Source organism: Flavobacterium indicum GPTSA100-9 = DSM 17447 (assembly GCF_000455605.1).
Taxonomy (GTDB): domain Bacteria; phylum Bacteroidota; class Bacteroidia; order Flavobacteriales; family Flavobacteriaceae; genus Flavobacterium; species Flavobacterium indicum.
The window spans coordinates 2,299,959-2,320,113 of sequence record NC_017025.1; the positions used below are offsets into that span (position 1 = coordinate 2,299,959).

A 20,155-nucleotide genomic window follows, 5' to 3' on the forward strand; every position below is an offset into this window, starting at 1 on the left:
CTTTATTAATTAATAGAACTAATAATATCGTGTTTTGTAATGATATGGAATTTACCATTTTCTAATTCTACTAGAACCGCTTGATTGTCTTTACTAATTAATTTAGAAACTTCTTCTATTGGGGCAGTAGCTTTCACAATAGGATATGGTTTACCCATTACTTCTTTTATAGGTAAATCAGCGATATCTTTATTTTCAAAATAACTTCTAAATAAATCAGATTCATCAACACTACCAACAAATCCGGTGGTATCAATAACTGGAATTTGAGAAATTTTATATTTTTTTAATCGTTCTATAGCATGTGAAACTAATTCTTCTGTACGAACAATAACTAATGGTTTATCTTTATGATCTTTAATCAAATCTTCAGCTTTAGTGATTTCTTCATCTAAGAAACCTCGCTCACGCATCCAATCGTCATTAAACATTTTACCAACGTATCTACTTCCTGAGTCATGGAATAAAACCACCACTACATCATCCGGTCCAAAATGTTCTTTTAATTGTAGCACACCTTTAATAGCAGCACCTGCAGAATTACCAACAAATATACCTTCTTCCAATGCTAGTTTTCTTGTAAAAACAGCAGCATCTTTATCAGTTACTTTAGTAAAACCATCAATTAATGAAAAATCGACATTTTTAGGTAAAATATCTTCGCCAATACCTTCTGTAATGTACGAGTAAATTTCATTTTCATCAAAAATTCCCGTTTCATGATATTTTTTAAAAACAGAACCGTAAGTATCAATACCCCAACATTTTACATTTGGATTTTTTTCTTTTAAGTATTTTGCTACTCCAGAAATAGTACCACCTGTACCAACACCAACAACAAAATGTGTAATTTTACCTTCCGTTTGTTCCCAAATTTCCGGACCTGTTTGCTCATAATGTGCTGTTGCATTACTTGGATTATCATACTGATTTACATACCAAGCATTTGGTGTTTCTTCAGCCAAACGCTTTGAAACAGAATAATAAGACCGTGGATCTGTTGGTTCAACATCCGTAGGACAAACCACTACTTTAGCTCCTACAGCTCTTAAAATATCCATTTTTTCTTTAGACTGTTTATCTGAAATTACACAAATAAGTTTGTATCCTTTTACAATAGCTGCTAATGCTAAACCCATTCCAGTATTTCCAGAAGTTCCTTCAATAATAGTTCCTCCAGGTTTTAAACGACCATCTGCTTCAGCATCTTCTATCATTTTAACTGCCATTCTGTCTTTAACAGAATTTCCAGGATTAAAAGTTTCTACTTTTGCTAAAACAAGACAATCAAGTCCTTCAGTAATTTTATTTAATTTTACTAATGGAGTATTTCCAATAGTTTCTAAGATATTTTTTGCGTATTTCATTATTATCTAATTTAACAATAATTTTATTTTCATTTATAAAAGAAAACAAAGGTAAGTCGAATATATTATGTTTTTGTACTTCTATTTAAATAAATTCCATTCTAATCCAAATCTAACTTTAAAATCATGGTAGGGATAATTTGGTGTATTATAATAATTACGTTCACCAAACAACGCATTAAAATGTTCTGCTTTCAAATAAATTCTAACTTGCCTTACACGTGCATTTACAAAGAAATCTAACATCGGAAAACCCCCAATTTTTGTTTGTTTTTGCACATAAAATTCACCTAAAACAGGATTATAATCATCTGCATAATAATTGGTAAAATAATTTAAAGTTACACCCGTTTGAAGCAACATAGCACTTTTAAATACATGATCCATGTAGTAAAGGGAATTCCTAGTAATAATATAAGGCACATTAACAATTTTAGCATTTTGCTTTACGTCTTGAAATTTAATTCTATTATCAAAACCAAACTTTTTATATTTAAATTCCTTAGCAATTTCAATAGTATAATATTGAATACTTTTATCGAACTGTAAAGGCTTAACTACTAAACTATCGATTCGTTCTGCTAAATTATAGAAATACATTTTATCATTATAGAGACTGTATTGAGCAGCTAAAGAAAACCATTTTGTAGTAGCATTCACTTTTAAACTAGTTTCTTTTTCATTTTTAAAAGTATTCCTCCAGTTATAATTCTCATAAGAACTTTGAAAAAATAAATAACTATTATCTGGAATTTTACTTGTTTGTTGTGCTTTAATTTCAATTGAATTTATGTTATCAAAATTGAATTTAGCGGAAGCTTCAAGGGTTGAATTTTGACGTTTAGAAATTGAATTTTGAGCTAAAACATTAAACCTCCATTTTGAATGAAAAAAATCATATTGTCCTCCAATTGTATTTATCCTATTGTGCAAATTTTTAGGCATATTCAACAAATCTGCATAAGAAGTATTACTACCGTAAAATTGGTTATAAACATAATTATCAATAAAAAAATATAACTCCCCAAATTTTTTTGTTAAAAAGCTAACACCTGCCTTATTATAAAAAACATCGAAACGAGTTTTATTATTTAAATTCGAAGTAAATTCAGCATTTCCTAATCTGTTAGAAACGGTAGATTGTAAAAATTCATAAAACTTATACTCATAAAACGCCTGATGTTTAAATACCAAAGAATTACTCTCTTTTAATTTATAACTATGATCAATAAATAAACGATTACCTTTTAATTTTGAAGAAGCATTTTCAAAAAAAACATCTATACGTTCTCTTTGCTTAAATGAATCTTCATTTCCTTCAAATTGTGATACTTCTTTAAGTCCTCCATATTCTTGATTAAATATATCTTGTCCAACAAAATGAGAATTCATGTAGTATTTTTTATTAGGGGAAAAATAACTAGAAATAAATCTAAAATGTCCTGAACTTGTAAGATTGTTATAATAATCACCAATGGACCGTATTGCTTTATATGCTACGGTAAAATTTAAATTCTTTTGAGTATTTAAAGATAAAAGTGCATCTAAACTTTGACCTTGACGCATAACCGTCTTAAAATACAAATCAGTAAGTGGAGTGGGCACAGAATAATAACTTATATCAGTGTCACTTAAATAAGCAATATGCTTAGCATTAAAACCAAATTGCGGGAATAAAGATATTTTCTTTTTAGAATAATCTAATTGCGTATATAAATATCCTTCATTAGCAAAAGACAATAATCCAAAATTATCTTTTCTTAGATAATTGTATTTATACTCATCTGTAATAGTTAAAGAGGTATCGATTACTATAGTATCTTTTTTTAAAGTATATAACTTATATAATTGAATATCTGCTTTAACTGATTTTACAGTTGATGTATCTTTTGTTTGTGAAAAAGATATAAGTGGTAAAAGGAGCAAAAAGAAAAATAATTTTCCCATAAGAAATTTTTATGCAACAAATGTAATGAGAAAAGATAAAATAAAAAAACCCCGACTGTGTCGGGGTTTTAAATATAATTTAATATATATATATATTTCAATTATTGTCTCCAGAATGGAGTCATAGAGTTTATAACAAACACATCATTACTCGTCATTGGAGGTACATTAGCACTATTAGCTACATACTCAGAAACTGGATAGATTAATCTATAAGGTTTACGAGATTGAATAGCAACAGATGATAATGGAGTTAAAGGATAACCAGTTCTAGTATAATCGATATACGATTCAATAGCATTGATACCCATTAAAGCAACCCATTTTTGGTACATAATTGCATGTAACTTTTGGCTATCAGTTCCAGTCCAACCGAAGTTAGGTCTTGAATTGATAGACGTAATATACGTACCTAAAGCAGCATTTCTAAATGCAAAGTTATCAGTAATACCTTCCTCAAACCAATATTGAGCATTTGAGAATAAAGCAGGGTATCTTAAAGCAGCTTCAGCTTGTAAGAAACATGCTTCAGAATATGTCATAACAAAACCATCTACTCCGAAGAAGTCTTTTGGATAACCTAAATTTACACCAGCAAAAATTTGAGCTTGATCATAAGGATTAACATGACCTTGAGCCCCCAAACGACATGGAGGTCCAGGCAAAGGAGTACCAGGAGCAGCAACGTCAACTTGAGATGAACCTTGATTAACAGCTCTTCTTGGACCTGTAGTATTATTTTGAATACCACCTGTAAAGATTCTACCAGAACGTGGATCTGTTAAATTTGGATAATTAACACCTGAACCAGCAACAATTTCTTGAGAACCAGCAGCAGGGTAATTAGTTGTAGCATAACTTTGTAATGATTTCCAAGCGTGACCAGTCATAGCAATGAATAATCTATTTGCTTGATTGTTTTCAGCAGCATCCCAGAAGAATGTATTTGCAATTGGATTTACATTTGCATCTGTTGAACCATCAAAACCAGGATTAATTGCAACATTATCACTTAAGAAAGAAGCAGAAGCTAAATCATTTAATTTAGCAGTTCTAAAAGCAACAACATTAGCATCTGTAGATTCAGACATTCTTAAACACATTCTTAATTGGATAGTGTTAGCGAATTCAATCCACATATTTAAGTCACCATGTAACATGATGTCTTTTTGATCAATAAGCTCAGCAACAGCAGGATCAGCGTTATTGATTAAATCTCTAGCTTCTTCTAATTCAGTAACTAAAGCTTTGTAAATTTCAAAGTCATCATCATAAGAAGGTGTTACATTTGCATTACCTTTCCATGCTTCAGTATAAGGAGCATCTCCATATAAATCAACGATGTACTGCATGTAATGTGCTTTACAAATTTTTGCTACCGCTTGATAATAATCGTATTTACCATTATCATTTGGATATTTCAAAATACCATCAAAGTTTTTAAGTTGACGGTAAAGTCCATCCCAAATTCCATTATAAAATGAATTATCTACATTAAGTTGTAATTCTTTATCATAACCATTACCATAAGAGTTAACGTTTCTAGTCCATGAATTCATGAACACGTTTCCTAACTGATTCATAGTAGTAGCTTGAACTCTATATGTAGATAACTGAGCACCAGGCAATAATTGAGCCGGAGTTACTTTCTCATACAACAATTGATTTTCACTGTTGTTGATATCTAAATATTGGTCGCACGAGAATAGCGTTAAAGCTAAAACAGGTGCTAAAAATTTAATTTTTTTCATAAACAATTTTTTAGAATGTTAAATTAACATTGAATCCTAAAGTTCTAGTAGTTGGGTACTGTCCGATATTCATAATACCTTGAGCATTTCCTGTTGTATTAGAAGCTTCTGGATCACCATAACTATTATTTGCTAAACCATTTTTAGGTTTAATTAAAGAACCATCAGCTAAGAATACAAATGGATTTCTAGCTTGAACTCCAATTCTGAAAGTTTCTAAACCAGCTTTTTCAATTAATTTTTTAGGTAAAGAATAGCTTAAAGATAACTCTCTAATTTTTAATGCAGCCGCATCAATTATGTTAGCTTCTCCAACCGCTCTGTGTGTAGTTGTAAAGTAATTTAATACACCAACAGTTCCAACAGTATTGAATGCAGGAGTAGTATTAACATCACCTGTTGGAGTTACACCAGGAACAACATATCCTTGAGTTCTATCAAATCCAGCAGTATCTAAATCACCACCTGTGAAGTATAGTAAGTTTTTAGCAAATGAATAAGCTGAAGCACCTGTACGGAAATCAGCTACTGCTGTTAATTTAAACCCTTTATATTCAAATGAATTTGTTAAACCAATGATATAATCTGGCACACCTTTACCTAATTTTTGGAATGTTGAAGTTCTTCTTGGTAAACCATTACCATCTACAATAATATTACCGTTATCATCTCTAATAAATGCAGTACCTTTAATTAATGGGAACTCTTCACCTACTTCAGCAAAAATACCAATTTGCGTATTAGATTGTAAGTTTACACTGTTAACTCCATTTTGTAATGCAGTAACTTTAGTTTTATAAGTTGTATAACTTGCTCTTAAGTCCCATTTAAAATCTTTAGTTTTAACAGGAGTTAAACCTAAATCAATTTCAAAACCTTTATTCTCTAAATCCCCAACATTTGTTAACAATGTAGCGTTACCTGAAGCAGAAGATGTAGTAGCATTAGTCATCAAATCTTTTGTATTTGTGATATAGTAAGATCCTTCTAAAGTAATTCTATCTTTGAAAAATCCTAACTGAGCACCAACCTCAAAAGTATTAGCGAATTCTGGTTTAATATTAGCATCTGTTTGATTAGGATTATAACCATAAGCTGATAAATTACCAAATGGGAAACCTGAAGGTAATACAGATAAGTTAGTAATTCTATATGCTCCTACAGCAGAAGAGTTACCTACTGATGTATATGATGCATTAATTTTAGCATAATTTAAAACACTGTTGTCTTTTAAACTAGCAAAAGCTTTAGTAGGGATGAATGAAACCCCAACAGATGGATAGAAATAAGCATCTTTAATAACAGATGATTTTTCTAATCTTCCAGTAGCATTTAAGAATAAATAATCTTCATAAGCTAAATCTAAGTTAGCAAAACCAGCAACACTTCTTGTTCTTGTTTTAGCATTGTTTAACAATGAAGGATTTGTAGGGTTTAACACGTTTGTAATGTGATAAAAACCTAATACATCTAAATTAGTACCTCCTTGAGAAGTTATTCTAAATAATCTATCTTGAATGTTGTTACCAACATTAACTTTCATATTAATTTTGTCAGTTAACATATAATCAAAGTTAACCATTAAATCTCCATAAAAGTTTCTTGAAGCAGATTGGTTAGCAAAATAAGAAGAAGTTGTTGCAGAACCTCCTAAGTTCTCGTAAGATTCGATAGTTGCACCATAATAATCATAAGGAGCAATACTAAATTCAGTAGAGATATTAGTAAACTCATCTCTATGAGATTGAGCCTCAGAACTGATTACTTGGATATTACCTCTATATGAAGCACTAATGTGTTTGTTGAAGTCATAACCTAAGCTAATGATACCATTCATGATATTTGATCTGTTATCAAAACGTGCTGCTTTAGAAATCCAATAAGGATTTTGTGCATATACAGTCCAGTGACCTTCATTACCAGAATTTTTAAATCTAGATACAGGAACGTTAATAGCCGTTTGAATTAAATCATCCATCAAATCACTATCCGTTTGAGAAGTTCTTTGAGTAATGTAATTCACGTTACCATCAATACTGAATTTACCAACTTTTTTACCAGCTTTGAATAAGAATGAATTTCTAACTAATTCATCACCATCAACTACGAAATCAGTAGTTTGTCTGTTTACCGATAAAAATGCATAAGAATCAGCACCTCCAACATTAAAGTTGAAACCGTTTTGTAAAATTACACCCGTTTTAAAGAATTGTTTAATATTATCTTTAATTGGTTTCCATTCTGTAAATAAGAAGTTTCCGTCAGCTTGTGGCATACCTACAGGAACAGTAGCTGGCATTCCAGCACCTTCAAATGCAGGACCCCATGAACCATTTTCCCAAGGCACAAAACCAGTACCAGCAGGTAAATCAGGACCAGCAAAACCAGGATCTGCAGCCCAACCTTGACCATATTGCATTTGTCTTTCAGGCACAAACGACACTGTTTCAAAATCTACTGAAGAGTTAAGACCAAAAGTAAACTTGTCTTTTTTTGTTCCACGTTTTGTAGTAACTAAAATAACACCATTAACCCCTTGCTCTCCATATAATGCAGAACCTTGAGCCCCTTTAATAACATTTACATTTTCAATGATATCTGGAGGCAACTGAGCTAATACAGCAGCAGAAGAAATTGCGTTATCAATAACTACTAAAGCTTGGTTGTTACCAGTAATTGATCTGTTACCACGGATCACAATTCTTGTATCAGCTGTAACACCATTACTTGTTGTGTTAATTTGTAAACCAGAAACCTTACCCGTTAAAGCTTGGATAGCATTAGGGTTTGCTGCTTGTGTCAATTCTTTGTTTCCAACTTGTTTTTGAGCAGACACTACCGCATCTTTAGTTCTTTTAATACCTAAAGCCCCTTCAACTACAACAACATCAATTACTTGATCTGTACTAGCTAAAGTAAAATTAACAACATTTGAAGCACCTACAGTAGCAGATTGCTCAGGTTTACCAATAAAAGTAACAACTAATACGTCACCTTCTTTGGCTTTGATTGAATACTTACCTGCACTGTCTGTTGTAGTACCTTGAGAAGTACCTTTAATTACAACACTAGCCCCAGGCAAACCAGCACCGTCACTAATAACAGTACCAGTAACAGTTTTCTGTTGCGCGAAAGAAAACTGCATTGTAAACGCTACCAATAGCGTAAAAATCCATTTGAACTTCGATCTCATATTAAATTTATTTGAGTTAGTTATTCCGCAAACTTCTTAATAATTTCTTAAATAAACAAATAATACTTCGGAATATTATGAATTTATTTATGTTAAAATTTTCGGCCAAAAATTTTTGTTCGCTCAAATAACTATACAATAGATGCACAAAATTGTTAAAGGTTGCGTGATAAAATTATATTTTTGTCAAAAAAAAGTATGTTAAAAAAAAGTTACAGCAATTTAATTTATGAATGCGGAACTGATGAAGCTGGACGTGGTTGCCTAGCAGGTCCTGTAACAGCTGCTGCCGTCGTTTTACCTGCCGATTTTGAATTAGATTTACTCAATGATTCTAAAAAACTTTCAGAAAAAATTCGATTACAACTTAGACCTATTATTGAAGAACAAGCCATTTCATTTGGTTTCACTCATATTCACAACGAAGAAATTGATGAAATAAATATTTTAAATGCATCAATGAAAGGCATGCATGAAAGCATTTTACAATTAACCCTTGTTCCAGATTACATAATTGTGGACGGAAACAGGCCTTTGAACGCAAAACTAGGTTTAAAAAACAACGTTGGCAAAGTATTTTCACCAACCGAAATTGAACTATTAAAAAGTATCCCCAACAAAAGCATAATCAAAGGTGACGCTAAATTTTTAAGCATTGCAGCCGCCTCTGTTTTAGCAAAAACTTACAGAGACGACTTTATGAACAAGATTCATGAAGAATACCCAATGTATAATTGGAAGAAAAACAAAGGGTACCCAACAAAAGATCATCGTGAGGCAATAATTAAATACGGCATTACAAAATACCATAGAAAAAGTTTTAGACTAATACCTGAACAATTAAGTTTGGATTTTATATAAAACAAAAAAGAGAGTACCAAACTCTCTTTTTTATTCCCATTCTGCTTCGAATAATTCTTTAAAATGTTTTAAAATTTTTTGTTTCACTTCATTTTCATCAATTTGTTTACCCAATTCAACATGCATGGAAGTTACTCCTTTTCCACGAATACCACATGGAATAATATTATCAAAAAAACCTAAGTCGGCGTTAACATTAAGCGCAAAACCGTGCATGGTAACCCAACGTGAAGCACGCACACCCATAGCACAAATTTTTCGAGCAAATGGAGTACCCACATCAAACCAAACACCTGTTTCCCCTGGACTTCGTTCGGTTTTCAAACCATATTCCGCTAATGTCAAAATAATCGCTTCTTCTAAATAGCGTAAATATTTATGAATATCCGTAAAAAAGTTTTCCAAATCTAAAATAGGATAGCCCACAATTTGACCTGGTCCATGATAGGTAATATCGCCTCCCCTATTTATTTTGTAAAACGTAGCTCCTTTTTCTTGAAGTTGTTTTTCTGATAATAATAAATTGGAAAAATCGCCACTTTTACCTAAAGTATACACATGCGGATGTTCTACATACAAGAAATAATTATTTGTTTCAATATCGGGTTGATCGCGTTTTGCTATCTTTTGATTCACAATTTCTGCAAATAATCCCTCCTGATAATCCCAAGTATCCTTATAATCTTTGGTTCCTAAATCCTGAAATTTAATTTTTTTATTCATCATTCTCTATTCTAATTCTACCTCAAAATTCAAATTAGTGCTCTTCATGTAATCTTCCATAGAATAGGGAATAGTTACCGATTTTCCATCTTTACTAATTAGCGCATTTTTCACATTCACTTTTTTTATTTTTTGGGGAAAAGTAATGGTCGTTTCATAACTCGATTCTTGGTATAATTTTTCAAAAGTTTCCGTCATTTGTTGACTTAATTCATTTGTTTCGTTTATTTCTTCTTCAGAAGCGCCTTCGCTTTTTAATCTATTTTTTATTTCTTGATTTAATTCATCTTTAGGTTGCACTTTCACAAATTTGGTGAATTTTTTACCATCAAAAGTATATTGTGTAACACCGTCATTCTTTGGTGTGTCTTTTGAACTTAAATTTGCATTTGTACCCGCTGGGTTTAAAGATGAAGCTGCATTAATAGGAGAAAACAATTCTTCTAATTCAGAAGGACTTTGAAAATCTGTATACATTTCATAAAGAAAAACACCTTTTTCTTCATTCATTACCAAATGTAAATTGAATTTTTCCATTTGTCTCAATTTATGTTGTTCTTCGAGTGGTAATTTGGCAATACTATCTTGCTTGTCTTTATACAAATCTTTAAACGTAAAAGTAGAATCCACGACTTCTTTTCCTTTTTTACCTTTTGATTTTCCGCCACCCATTTGGGCTAATTTATTCAAATCAAAAGTATATTTTAACTTACCTGATTTATCGGCATTGAAAACTAATGATTCTTTCACTACACAACTTGTCACACTAATTGCCAACAAGAATAATACTATAACTTTTTTCATTTTATTTTTTTAGTTGTTACAAAGATACAAAACTAATTGAATAGCCCTGATTGAAATGAAAATCCTCTTGATTCTTTTAAAAGTTACACTACAAAAGATTGCAATGGAAAGCAGGAGGTAAATCTCTTAGAAACGAATTGTTGTGCTCCAAAAAAATAAACACACCTTCTTAGTACTTTTTTGAACCTATAAACTTTTAAACTTTTAAACTTATACTTATCTTTGCACGCTTAAAAAGAAATATTATGCAATTGTCAGAACAAGAAATCATTAGAAGAGAAAAGCTTACTGCTTTACGCCAATTGGGAATTAATCCCTATCCTGCAAATTTGTATCCAGTTAATCACACTTCTAAACAGGTGAAGGAACAGTTTGAAGAAGGCAAGAAGGTTATTGTAGCTGGACGTTTAATGAGTGTTCGTGACCAAGGTAAAGCTTCTTTTGCTGAACTTCAAGACAGCGAAGGCAGAATTCAATTGTATTTTAATAGAGATGTCATTTGTGAAGGTGAAGACAAAACACTATACAACCAAGTATTTAAAAAATTAACCGATTTAGGGGATTTTATTGGCGTTGAAGGTGAATTATTTACTACACAAGTAGGAGCGAAATGTATACGTGTTACTCATTTTACATTTTTAAGTAAAACATTACGCCCCCTTCCTTTACCTAAAACCGATGAAGAAGGCAAAGTGTATGATGCATTTAACGACCCTGAATTGAGATACAGAATGCGTTATGTTGATTTAGTGGTAAATCCACAAGTTAAAGACGTTTTTATTAAAAGAACAAAACTGTTCACTGCTATGAGAACTTTCTTTAACAAGGCTGGCTATATGGAAGTAGAAACTCCGGTTTTACAGTCTATTCCTGGAGGCGCTGCTGCGAGACCATTTATTACGCATCATAACAGTTTAGACATTCCTCTTTACATGCGAATTGCAAACGAATTGTACTTAAAAAGACTGATTGTTGGTGGTTTTGACGGAGTTTATGAGTTTTCAAAAAATTTCCGAAATGAAGGAATGGACAGAACACACAATCCTGAATTTACAGCAATGGAAATATATGTTGCTTATAAAGATTATAATTGGATGATGGAATTCACAGAAAACTTATTAGAATTCTGTGCTACTCAGGTTAACGGAACAACTGAAGCGACTTTTGGCGAACATAAAGTAAATTTTAAAGCGCCTTATGCTCGTGTTACTATGACCGATGCCATTAAACAATTTACAGGATTTGATATCACTGGAAAATCGGAAGATGAATTGCGTGAAGCTGCAAAAGCAATGGGAATTGAAGTGAATGACACTATGGGTAAAGGTAAATTGATTGATGAAATTTTTGGCGAAAAATGTGAAGGTAACTTCATTCAGCCTACATTCATTACAGATTATCCTAAAGAAATGTCGCCTTTATGTAAATCTCATCGTGATAATCCTGAATTAACAGAGCGTTTTGAATTAATGGTTTGCGGAAAAGAAATTGCCAATGCTTATTCTGAATTAAACGACCCTATTGACCAAAGAGAACGTTTTGTTGCACAAATGGAGTTGGCCCAAAAAGGCGATGATGAAGCAAATGGTATCATCGATGAAGATTTCTTAAGAGCTTTAGAATATGGTATGCCTCCAACTTCTGGATTAGGAATTGGAATGGATCGATTAATTATGTTCCTAACCAATAATCCATCTATTCAAGAAGTTTTATTCTTCCCACAAATGCGTCCGGAGAAAAAAGGTCCTGAATTAACAGAAGATGAAAAATTAATTATAGGTCTGCTAAAAACGGAAAACAATCAACCTATTGCCAGCTTAAAAGAAAAAACAGGATTAAGCGGTAAAAAATGGGACGCAGCTATGAAAGGTTTAGCCAAACATGGCTTAACAAAAGTTGTGGTTGATGGAGATTTAAAAACTGTTGTTTTAAGTTAATAAAAACAAATTTTCAATACTAAAAAAACACCTGGTATTTTTTACCAGGTGTTTTTATTTTATATAAATTTAGTTAAAATCGCAATCCAATCATAATTCCATCACCTACAAAACCTCCTTGATAACTACGCACATAATCTACACGTAATAAGCGGTATTTTCCAAATCCAATTCGGTCTAAACCAACAGTAAATTCTTGGTAAGGTTTTGAATCAGGTAAGTTAATTTGATGAAATCCACCTAATAAATTTAAGCCTAATTTATTAAACAAAGGCAGCTTATTCATAAAATAGCCATTATCATTATACACCACATGTGTTTCAATGAATTGATCATTAGTAGAATGAGTATAATAAGGTAATAAATTAAAGCTTGAACTGTAATTTCCATTTAAATTCACATGGGTTTGATTACCGTTAAAATGTTTAAAATCTACGAATGAAATTTGGTCTGCTCCAAAGAACTTTCCGCCTTTTACATTCCCCGATATTTGACCCATATTTCCTAATTGTTTGGAATAAGAAACTCGAGCTTCTAAGAAATCGTAATTATAGTTTTTTTCAGATGCCGCAAATCCTTTTTCATAGTTAATCGTTAACATCGGAAACTTTCCTTCATTAATATTTAATTTTCCGTCTGGACGTGAAATGTATTTTTGACCAAAAACAAATCGTGCACCTAAATTAAACTTCATTATATGATGTTCTGAAATTGCGGCTATAGCATCACTGGTAGGGTTTAAAGGATTATTTGACGAATACAAATCGTCCGATTTTATAATTGAAAAATCGGTTGTATTATAAAGTGGTTTTCTATTTTCAAAGGCTAATTTTCCATTCATAAAAACACCATTTACGACTTCTCTTCCACCCGCTATTTCAACAAATTCTTTTTCAAATAACTTCATAAAATTATTTCTAAAGAATAATGAACTAACCGAATTTACAATTCCAGAAATAGGCTCATTTCTATTGAATTGTGAAACAGCATTACCTCCTAAAATTCTAATATAAGCATCGTTTGTATTATTGAATTTATGATAAAAACTTGCGGTTGGCCTCACTCGTTCATCTGAAAAACCATATTCTAAATTCGCTTCAATCCGCGTTGATTTTTGTTTTTCTTCATTGTATTTTGAATATGAAAAACCCGTACCTAAATGATACCCTTGAACCGTATTAAAATTAAATGAAGTTAAGTTCAGCAAACCTTGATAATTAAAATTCCACTTTTTAAAAGAATTTTTATAGGTATAACCCGTAATCAATTTAGTAAGCTTAAATTTATTTGATTTTAAATCAATAGAATCTAGATATACTTTTGAAGAACGAACCTTGAACACACTGTCTTTTTTAACATAATTGGAATTTTCTTCTTCGGTCAAAGGAACCGGACGATTTTCAAGCCAATAGGCCTCTTCTTTTTTATTGGCTTTTTCAGCAAAAGTTACAATTTCATTTGAAAATGTTTTCTTCTCAAAGGCCTCTTTAAACACATAATTACTAAATACATGTGTAAATTTTCCATTAAACTTTATCCCGAAAAAACCCGCTTTAAAATCGAACGATTGTAAATTTTTAGCCCAAATTTTAGTTTCTGGATTGAAATTATAGTTTTGAACCAATTTCATGGTTTCCAATATTTCTTGTTGGGCTCTATATCCTTTAATATCAAAATCTACGGCATAAATAGACCAAGCATCTTCAACTATGTAAATATAACCTTCAAACACTGGCTCTCTATCCCTTTTAGGCGTTACTTTGATCTTATTTATAAAATTCCCATAAGAATCATAAAAAGTATCTTCTAACTTATATTTATAGTAATTAAATGCATTGGATGCAATGGGAGAAATCATAGGCACATTAAAATCAACTGTATTTTCATAAAAATTATAGTTGGTATTCATGGCTGTATTAAAACTAAATCCGTTATCATCCCCAGCAATTTTACTGGCAATAATCTCTTCTTTGAGGTTGTTTGGCGCTTCAAATTTAATTTTTGAAACCGTTTCGGATTGATAAATTATTCCGTTCCCTGTTGAGTCCACATTACCATCCAAATCACCAATTTCGATACCCATTATTTTCTTAGGCAAATCTTTCACTCTAAAAATACCTCTAGAATAAAAATCTGCTTCAAATTTATCTGTTTTAGCCACATTCTTTTTTCTAGACGCAATAGCTTTTTTAATAATGGCAATGGCAGGATTCTCCATATTATTAACCACCACTTCTTCAATTTGATGATCTTCGTCCTCTAACACAAAATTCAAGGTGTGAGGAAAGGTATAAAAATCTTCACTTTGTCTTTTTGATTTATAGCCCAATACCTGCGCTACAACGGTATATTTTCCGGATTTTTTTAAATTTAATTCATATTCTCCATTTTCATTTGTAGAAGTCCCGATGTATGTTTTTTCAATAGAAACACTAACATAAGCCAATGGTTTACCATTCTTATCCGTTATTCTTCCTTTAATTTGCGCTACCACACAAATCGATATTAACAAAAAAAGTAGCGTTAATTTTTTTTTCATATAAATTAAATTCTTTGGTATAATTGTAAAGACGATTAATTTTTAAAAAAGGTTGTATGTTATAAAAAACTTTTAAGCGCTAAAGTATAACTATCTAAGCCAAACCCAATAATAACCCCTTTTGCATTTGGTGATATATAAGATTGATGTCTAAATGTTTCTCTAGAAAAAGTATTGGAGATATGCACTTCTACCACTGGAGTAGTAATAGCTTTAACTGCATCTCCTATAGCAACAGAGGTATGGGTATAAGCCCCAGCATTTAAGATAATTCCATCAAAAGAAAAACCAACTTCATGTAGTTTATTTATGATTTCTCCTTCTATGTTGGATTGAAAATAGTCTAATTGAAATTGCGGAAAATTCGATTTCAATTCCTCAAAAAAGGAACTGAAATCTTGGTTTCCATATATTGATGTTTCTCTTGTACCTAATAAATTTAAATTAGGACCATTTAAAATCAAAAACTTCATTATTTACCGTCTTTATCGACAACAATTTTATTTTCTCTATTTGCAATCTCCCATGCTACAGAAAAAGCCAATTTGGTACGCATAGCTAATAAATCGTATTCAATTTTATCAGGTGTATCATTAGCACCGTGGTAATCTTCATGTGTTCCATTAAAATAGAAAATAGCAGGAACTCCTTTTTTAGCAAAATTATAATGGTCTGAACGGAAATAAATACGCTCTGGATCTTTTCTGTCGTTGTATTTATAATCCAGATTTAAACCTACATATTTTTGGTTCATCTCTTCGTTAATAGTATGTAATTCTGAACTTAAACGATCAGAACCTATTACATATACATATTTACCATTTTCTTTGTGACCATTGATAGAATCTCTTCTACCAATCATGTCAATATTAATATCAACTACGGTATTTGACAATGGGAATAATGGATTTTCAGAATAATATCTAGAACCGTGTAAACCATGCTCCTCCCCTGTTACATGTAAAAACAAAATCGATCTTTTTGGAGGAAATCCTTCTTTTTTTGCTTGTTGGAAAGCTTTCGCAATTTCCATTACAGCAACTGTACCCGATCCATCATCATCAGCGCCGTTGTAAACCTCCCCATTTTTCATACCAATATGATCATAGTGTGCAGAGATAACCACAATTTCTTCTGGCTTTTCAGCCCCAGGAATAAAAGCCCATATATTTTCAGAATCATTTAATTTAGGAGCAAAGCCTTTTTTCATAAATTCAGAAGGTACTTTTTGGTAATAATCAACTGAACCTGGAGGATTTAAAATACCTAATTCTTTGTATCGGTCAATTATATATTGCCCCGCTTTTTTTTGACCTGGTTCACCGGTATTTCTACCCTCCATTTCATCAGAAGCAATAACATATAAATTTTTAGATAAATTAGTTTCACTGATGCTGTTCACATATTTTGAAACATCGGCTGTTTTTTTTGCAGTTTGTTTAGTTTTAGTAGCAGAACAACTCACTAAAAAAGAACCCACTACAAACAAGAGTACTACTTTTTTCATTTTTGATTGCGTTTAGTAACACAAAACTAACCAAAAAACTGAAATTGCGATAAACTTTATAAGATTTTTAAGAAATAGGAGGAAATAAAAAATGGCAAGCGACCTACATCGCACCGCTACAACCGCATACCTTTGCTGCGTTCCCACCCTGGAGGATTTTGCAGGAGCTGGTCGTGTAGGACTTGCCGGTGCAAATATACAATCTTTTATTATTTTTACAAATCAAAAATTAGTTTAAAATAAATTGTAATATTGTATTTAGAAACATACATGCAAATGAAAAAATATAAAATTCTAGCAATCACAATCTTAACTGCAATTACTTGGAATTGTAAAGAACAAAAAGATTTATTTTCTATCGATTCAAATGGATTAAAACAAGTATACAAACCCAATGAAAGCATCAATTTAAGTATTTTAAACGAGAATGATGTGCCAATTGACTCTGTTGTATATTTTTCTAACGAATCCAAATTAGGTACTGCAGTAAAAAACGCAAAAACGACTTTTAAACTAGACCAATTACCTTTTGGCACCCAAGATATCAAAGCTTTAGTGTATTATGAAGGTAAAAATGTAGAATGTTTTACATCTTTTGAAATTGTTTCGAATATCACTCCTAAAATTCTTGAATATACCATTTTAAACACCTACAACCACGACTTAGAAGCCTATACACAAGGTTTGGAATTTCACAATGGTGTATTGTATGAAGGTACAGGACAAAGAGGCGAATCAACCCTTAGAAAAACAGATTACAAAACGGGCAATGTGAGTAAAAAAATAGGGCTTGAACCACAATATTTTGGTGAAGGAATTACTTTTTTCAATGGAAAAATTTACCAATTAACTTGGCAAGAAAAAGTTGGTTTTATCTACAATGCTGAAACATTGGAAAAAGAAAAAACTTTTGATTATTTTAAAGACATTGAAGGTTGGGGATTAACGCATAATGACAAGTATTTAATAATGAGTGATGGCTCTAATACCATCTACTTTTTAGACCCCAATACACAAAAATTAGTCAAATCGATTAACGTGTATACCGATACTTCAAAAATTGAACAATTAAATGAATTGGAATGGATTGACGGAAAAATTTGGGCAAATGTATACCAAAAAGACGCTATAGCTATAATCAATCCGGAGAATGGAGCTGTAGAAGCCGTTTTAAATTTAGCCGAATTAAAATCAAAAGTTAAACAACACCCAGAAGTAGATGTTTTAAATGGTATCGCTTATAATCCGGCAACAAAAACAATATTTGTAACCGGTAAAAATTGGGACAAAATGTTTGAAATTAAAATTAAATAAATAAAAAAAGAAATATAACTTATTAAAAATTAATAGCATGAAGCATTATCTATCAGCAATTATAGTCCTAATATCTACAACAATTCATGCTCAAAAAATGAAAAGTAAAATGAATGAAATAAAACCTCCAGTAGCTAAAATTGTCCCTAAAAAATTAGAAAAACATGGACATGTTCGTGTTGATAATTACTATTGGTTAAATGAAAGAGAAAATCCAGAAGTAATTGACTACTTAAATAAGGAAAACGAATACTATCAAAAATCTACTGCTCATACCAAACAATTTCAAGAAGAATTGTTTTTAGAAATGAAAGGCAGAATTAAGGAAGACGACACTTCAGTTCCTTATTTTTACAACGGCTATTGGTATATTACACGTTTTGAAACAGGTAAAGACTATCCTATTCATACCAGAAAAAAAGGAAGTTTAGAGGCAAAAGAGGAAATCTTATTTGATTGCAACGAAATGGCTAAAGGTCAGTCTTATTTTAATCTATCAGGAATTAATATCAGTGAAGACAACAAATGGGCTGCTTTTGGTGTAGATTTAGTTTCAAGAAGACAATACACGATTCAGATTAAAAACTTAGAAACCGGTGAAATTTTACCTGTAAAAATTGAAAATACCACAGGTGGCTCTACTTGGGCAAGTGATAATAAAACCTTATTTTACACTAGAAAAGATGCTCAAACACTACGTTCTGATAAAATTTACAAGCATAAAGTTGGAACCAATCCGGAAAATGACCAGTTAATTTTTCATGAAAAAGACGATACTTTTTACACTTTTGTTTACAAAGAAAAATCAAAAAAATATTTAGTAATTGGTTCTACAAGCACTTTAACTTCTGAATACCAAATTTTAGAAGCTAATAATCCAGATGGACAATTCAGAATTTTTCAACCTAGAGTACGTGGTGTTGAATATTCCATTTCTCATTATGGCGATAGCTTTTATATTGTTACTAATAAAGATAAAGCTACCAATTTTAAGTTGATGAAAACACCTGAAACAGCTACTTCTTCGGATCAATGGACAGATTTAATTCCGCACAGAAAGGATGTTTTACTAGAAGGTATTGAGATTTTTAAAGAGTATTTGGTAATTGAAGAACGTACCAATGGTTTACATAAAATTCAAATAAGACCTTGGAACGGCAAAGGCGATTACTATTTACCATTTGATATTGAAACCTATACCGCTTACACGACAACCAATGTAGATTTTGACACCGAAATTTTACGTTATGCGTATCAATCTATGGCAACACCATCATCGGTTATTGATTTTAATATGCGTACCAAAGAAAAAACGGTATTAAAAGAACAAGCGGTTTTAGGCGGTAAATTTGATAAAAATAATTATGCTGAAGAACGTATTTGGGCAACTGCTCAAGACGGCACTAAAGTACCGATTTCTATAGTTTACAAGAAAGGAATGAAAAAAGATGGTAAAAACCCATTTTTATTGTATGCTTATGGTTCTTATGGTTCTTCAATGGATCCCTATTTTTCAAGTACTCGATTAAGTTTATTAGATCGAGGCTTCATTTATGGAATTGCACATATTCGAGGTGGTGAAGATTTAGGAAGAGATTGGTATGAAAACGGAAAATTGTTAAAAAAGAAAAACACTTTTACTGATTTCATTGATTGTTCAAAATTTGTAATTGCAGAGAAATATACTTCTGCTGCACACTTATACGCAGAAGGTGGTTCGGCTGGAGGATTATTAATGGGAGCTATTGTTAACATGGCGCCAGAATTATATCATGGCGTAATTGCACAAGTACCTTTTGTGGATGTAGTTACAACCATGTTAGACGATACTATCCCTTTAACAACTGGGGAATATGACGAATGGGGAAATCCAAACGACAAAAAATATTATGAATATATGTTGTCTTATTCACCTTACGATCAAGTAACGGAACAAGTGTACCCAAATATGTATGTTTCAACAGGTTTACATGATTCGCAAGTGCAATATTGGGAGCCTGCAAAATGGGTTGCGAAATTACGTGTTTTGAAAAAAGGGAACAATCAATTGTTTTTAGATACCAATATGGATGCCGGTCATGGCGGAGCATCAGGAAGATTTGAAGCCCTTAAAGAATTAGCAAAAGAATTCACCTTCTTGTTTGATTTAGAAAAAATTACTAAGTAATTTAATAATTTTTTATACCTTTGCAAGGTTTGACACATCGCATTA

Annotated in this window: 13 protein-coding genes and 1 other RNA gene; 4 read left to right on the forward strand and 10 right to left on the reverse strand. The window is 31.6% G+C overall.

Annotated features, from left to right (window positions below; translation table 11 throughout):
- Positions 1-5 precede the first annotated feature (5 nt).
- From KQS_RS10725 to KQS_RS10740, 4 genes are all read right to left on the reverse strand, one after another.
- A complete protein-coding gene (locus tag KQS_RS10725) occupies positions 6-1,367 on the reverse strand; it encodes a pyridoxal-phosphate dependent enzyme (protein WP_014389207.1) in 1,362 nt (453 codons plus the stop codon).
- 81 nt (positions 1,368-1,448) lie between these two features.
- Complete coding sequence (locus KQS_RS10730; protein WP_014389208.1) at positions 1,449-3,314, reverse strand: putative porin; 1,866 nt, start codon at positions 3,312-3,314, stop codon at positions 1,449-1,451.
- Between the two features lie 101 nt (positions 3,315-3,415).
- Positions 3,416-5,065, reverse strand: coding sequence for a SusD/RagB family nutrient-binding outer membrane lipoprotein (locus KQS_RS10735; protein WP_014389209.1), 1,650 nt, complete (start codon positions 5,063-5,065; stop codon positions 3,416-3,418).
- Between the two features lie 10 nt (positions 5,066-5,075).
- A complete protein-coding gene (locus KQS_RS10740; protein ID WP_014389210.1) occupies positions 5,076-8,258 on the reverse strand; it encodes a SusC/RagA family TonB-linked outer membrane protein in 3,183 nt (1,060 codons plus the stop codon).
- A 198-nt stretch (positions 8,259-8,456) separates the two neighbouring features.
- Here KQS_RS10740 and KQS_RS10745 point away from each other — a divergent pair, with 198 nt between their 5' ends.
- Positions 8,457-9,119, forward strand: coding sequence for a ribonuclease HII (locus tag KQS_RS10745; RefSeq protein ID WP_014389211.1), 663 nt, complete (start codon positions 8,457-8,459; stop codon positions 9,117-9,119).
- 30 nt (positions 9,120-9,149) lie between these two features.
- Here the strand turns inward: KQS_RS10745 and lipB are convergent, their stop codons facing one another.
- On the reverse strand, positions 9,150-9,842 hold the full coding sequence (gene lipB / locus KQS_RS10750; protein WP_041252085.1) for a lipoyl(octanoyl) transferase LipB: 693 nt from the start codon (positions 9,840-9,842) through the stop codon (positions 9,150-9,152).
- Positions 9,843-9,848: 6 nt separating this feature from the next.
- Positions 9,849-10,646 (reverse strand): hypothetical protein, encoded by a 798-nt coding sequence (locus tag KQS_RS10755; RefSeq protein WP_014389213.1) that lies wholly within the window; start codon positions 10,644-10,646, stop codon positions 9,849-9,851.
- 245 nt (positions 10,647-10,891) lie between these two features.
- Here KQS_RS10755 and lysS point away from each other — a divergent pair, with 245 nt between their 5' ends.
- The gene (gene lysS / locus KQS_RS10760; protein ID WP_014389214.1) at positions 10,892-12,583 is read left to right on the forward strand and encodes a lysine--tRNA ligase; all 1,692 of its coding nucleotides are present in this window, start codon (positions 10,892-10,894) and stop codon (positions 12,581-12,583) included.
- Positions 12,584-12,656: 73 nt separating this feature from the next.
- Here the strand turns inward: lysS and KQS_RS10765 are convergent, their stop codons facing one another.
- The 4 genes from KQS_RS10765 to ffs form a co-directional block, all read right to left on the reverse strand.
- Positions 12,657-15,122 (reverse strand): DUF5686 and carboxypeptidase regulatory-like domain-containing protein, encoded by a 2,466-nt coding sequence (locus KQS_RS10765; RefSeq protein ID WP_014389215.1) that lies wholly within the window; start codon positions 15,120-15,122, stop codon positions 12,657-12,659.
- Positions 15,123-15,181: 59 nt separating this feature from the next.
- Positions 15,182-15,595 (reverse strand): type II 3-dehydroquinate dehydratase, encoded by a 414-nt coding sequence (gene aroQ, locus KQS_RS10770; protein ID WP_014389216.1) that lies wholly within the window; start codon positions 15,593-15,595, stop codon positions 15,182-15,184.
- Positions 15,595-16,629: a M28 family metallopeptidase gene (locus KQS_RS10775; RefSeq protein ID WP_014389217.1), complete on the reverse strand. Its 1,035-nt coding sequence runs from the start codon at positions 16,627-16,629 to the stop codon at positions 15,595-15,597. Before KQS_RS10775 ends, aroQ begins: the two co-directional genes overlap by 1 nt.
- A gap of 89 nt (positions 16,630-16,718) precedes the next feature.
- Positions 16,719-16,817: signal recognition particle sRNA small type (gene ffs, locus KQS_RS14240), an RNA gene on the reverse strand.
- An 88-nt stretch (positions 16,818-16,905) separates the two neighbouring features.
- On the opposite strand from ffs, the gene KQS_RS10780 reads away from it, so the two are divergent.
- Together KQS_RS10780 and KQS_RS10785 are read left to right on the forward strand one after the other, a co-directional pair.
- On the forward strand, positions 16,906-17,943 hold the full coding sequence (locus KQS_RS10780) for a glutaminyl-peptide cyclotransferase (protein ID WP_014389218.1): 1,038 nt from the start codon (positions 16,906-16,908) through the stop codon (positions 17,941-17,943).
- Between the two features lie 109 nt (positions 17,944-18,052).
- Positions 18,053-20,110: a S9 family peptidase gene (locus KQS_RS10785; protein ID WP_084642316.1), complete on the forward strand. Its 2,058-nt coding sequence runs from the start codon at positions 18,053-18,055 to the stop codon at positions 20,108-20,110.
- Positions 20,111-20,155: the final 45 nt, after the last annotated feature.

Excerpts from the sequence above, each read along its gene's own strand:
- KQS_RS10725 (WP_014389207.1), bottom strand. The coding sequence starts at position 1,367 with ATGAAATACGCAAAAAATATCTTAGAAACTATTGGAAATACTCCATTA.
- KQS_RS10730 (WP_014389208.1), bottom strand. The coding sequence starts at position 3,314 with ATGGGAAAATTATTTTTCTTTTTGCTCCTTTTACCACTTATATCTTTT.
- KQS_RS10735 (WP_014389209.1), bottom strand. The coding sequence starts at position 5,065 with ATGAAAAAAATTAAATTTTTAGCACCTGTTTTAGCTTTAACGCTATTC.
- KQS_RS10740 (WP_014389210.1), bottom strand. The coding sequence starts at position 8,258 with ATGAGATCGAAGTTCAAATGGATTTTTACGCTATTGGTAGCGTTTACA.
- KQS_RS10745 (WP_014389211.1), top strand. The coding sequence starts at position 8,457 with ATGTTAAAAAAAAGTTACAGCAATTTAATTTATGAATGCGGAACTGAT.
- lipB (WP_041252085.1), bottom strand. The coding sequence starts at position 9,842 with ATGAATAAAAAAATTAAATTTCAGGATTTAGGAACCAAAGATTATAAG.
- KQS_RS10755 (WP_014389213.1), bottom strand. The coding sequence starts at position 10,646 with ATGAAAAAAGTTATAGTATTATTCTTGTTGGCAATTAGTGTGACAAGT.
- lysS (WP_014389214.1), top strand. The coding sequence starts at position 10,892 with ATGCAATTGTCAGAACAAGAAATCATTAGAAGAGAAAAGCTTACTGCT.
- KQS_RS10765 (WP_014389215.1), bottom strand. The coding sequence starts at position 15,122 with ATGAAAAAAAAATTAACGCTACTTTTTTTGTTAATATCGATTTGTGTG.
- aroQ (WP_014389216.1), bottom strand. The coding sequence starts at position 15,595 with ATGAAGTTTTTGATTTTAAATGGTCCTAATTTAAATTTATTAGGTACA.
- KQS_RS10775 (WP_014389217.1), bottom strand. The coding sequence starts at position 16,629 with ATGAAAAAAGTAGTACTCTTGTTTGTAGTGGGTTCTTTTTTAGTGAGT.
- KQS_RS10780 (WP_014389218.1), top strand. The coding sequence starts at position 16,906 with ATGAAAAAATATAAAATTCTAGCAATCACAATCTTAACTGCAATTACT.
- KQS_RS10785 (WP_084642316.1), top strand. The coding sequence starts at position 18,053 with ATGAATGAAATAAAACCTCCAGTAGCTAAAATTGTCCCTAAAAAATTA.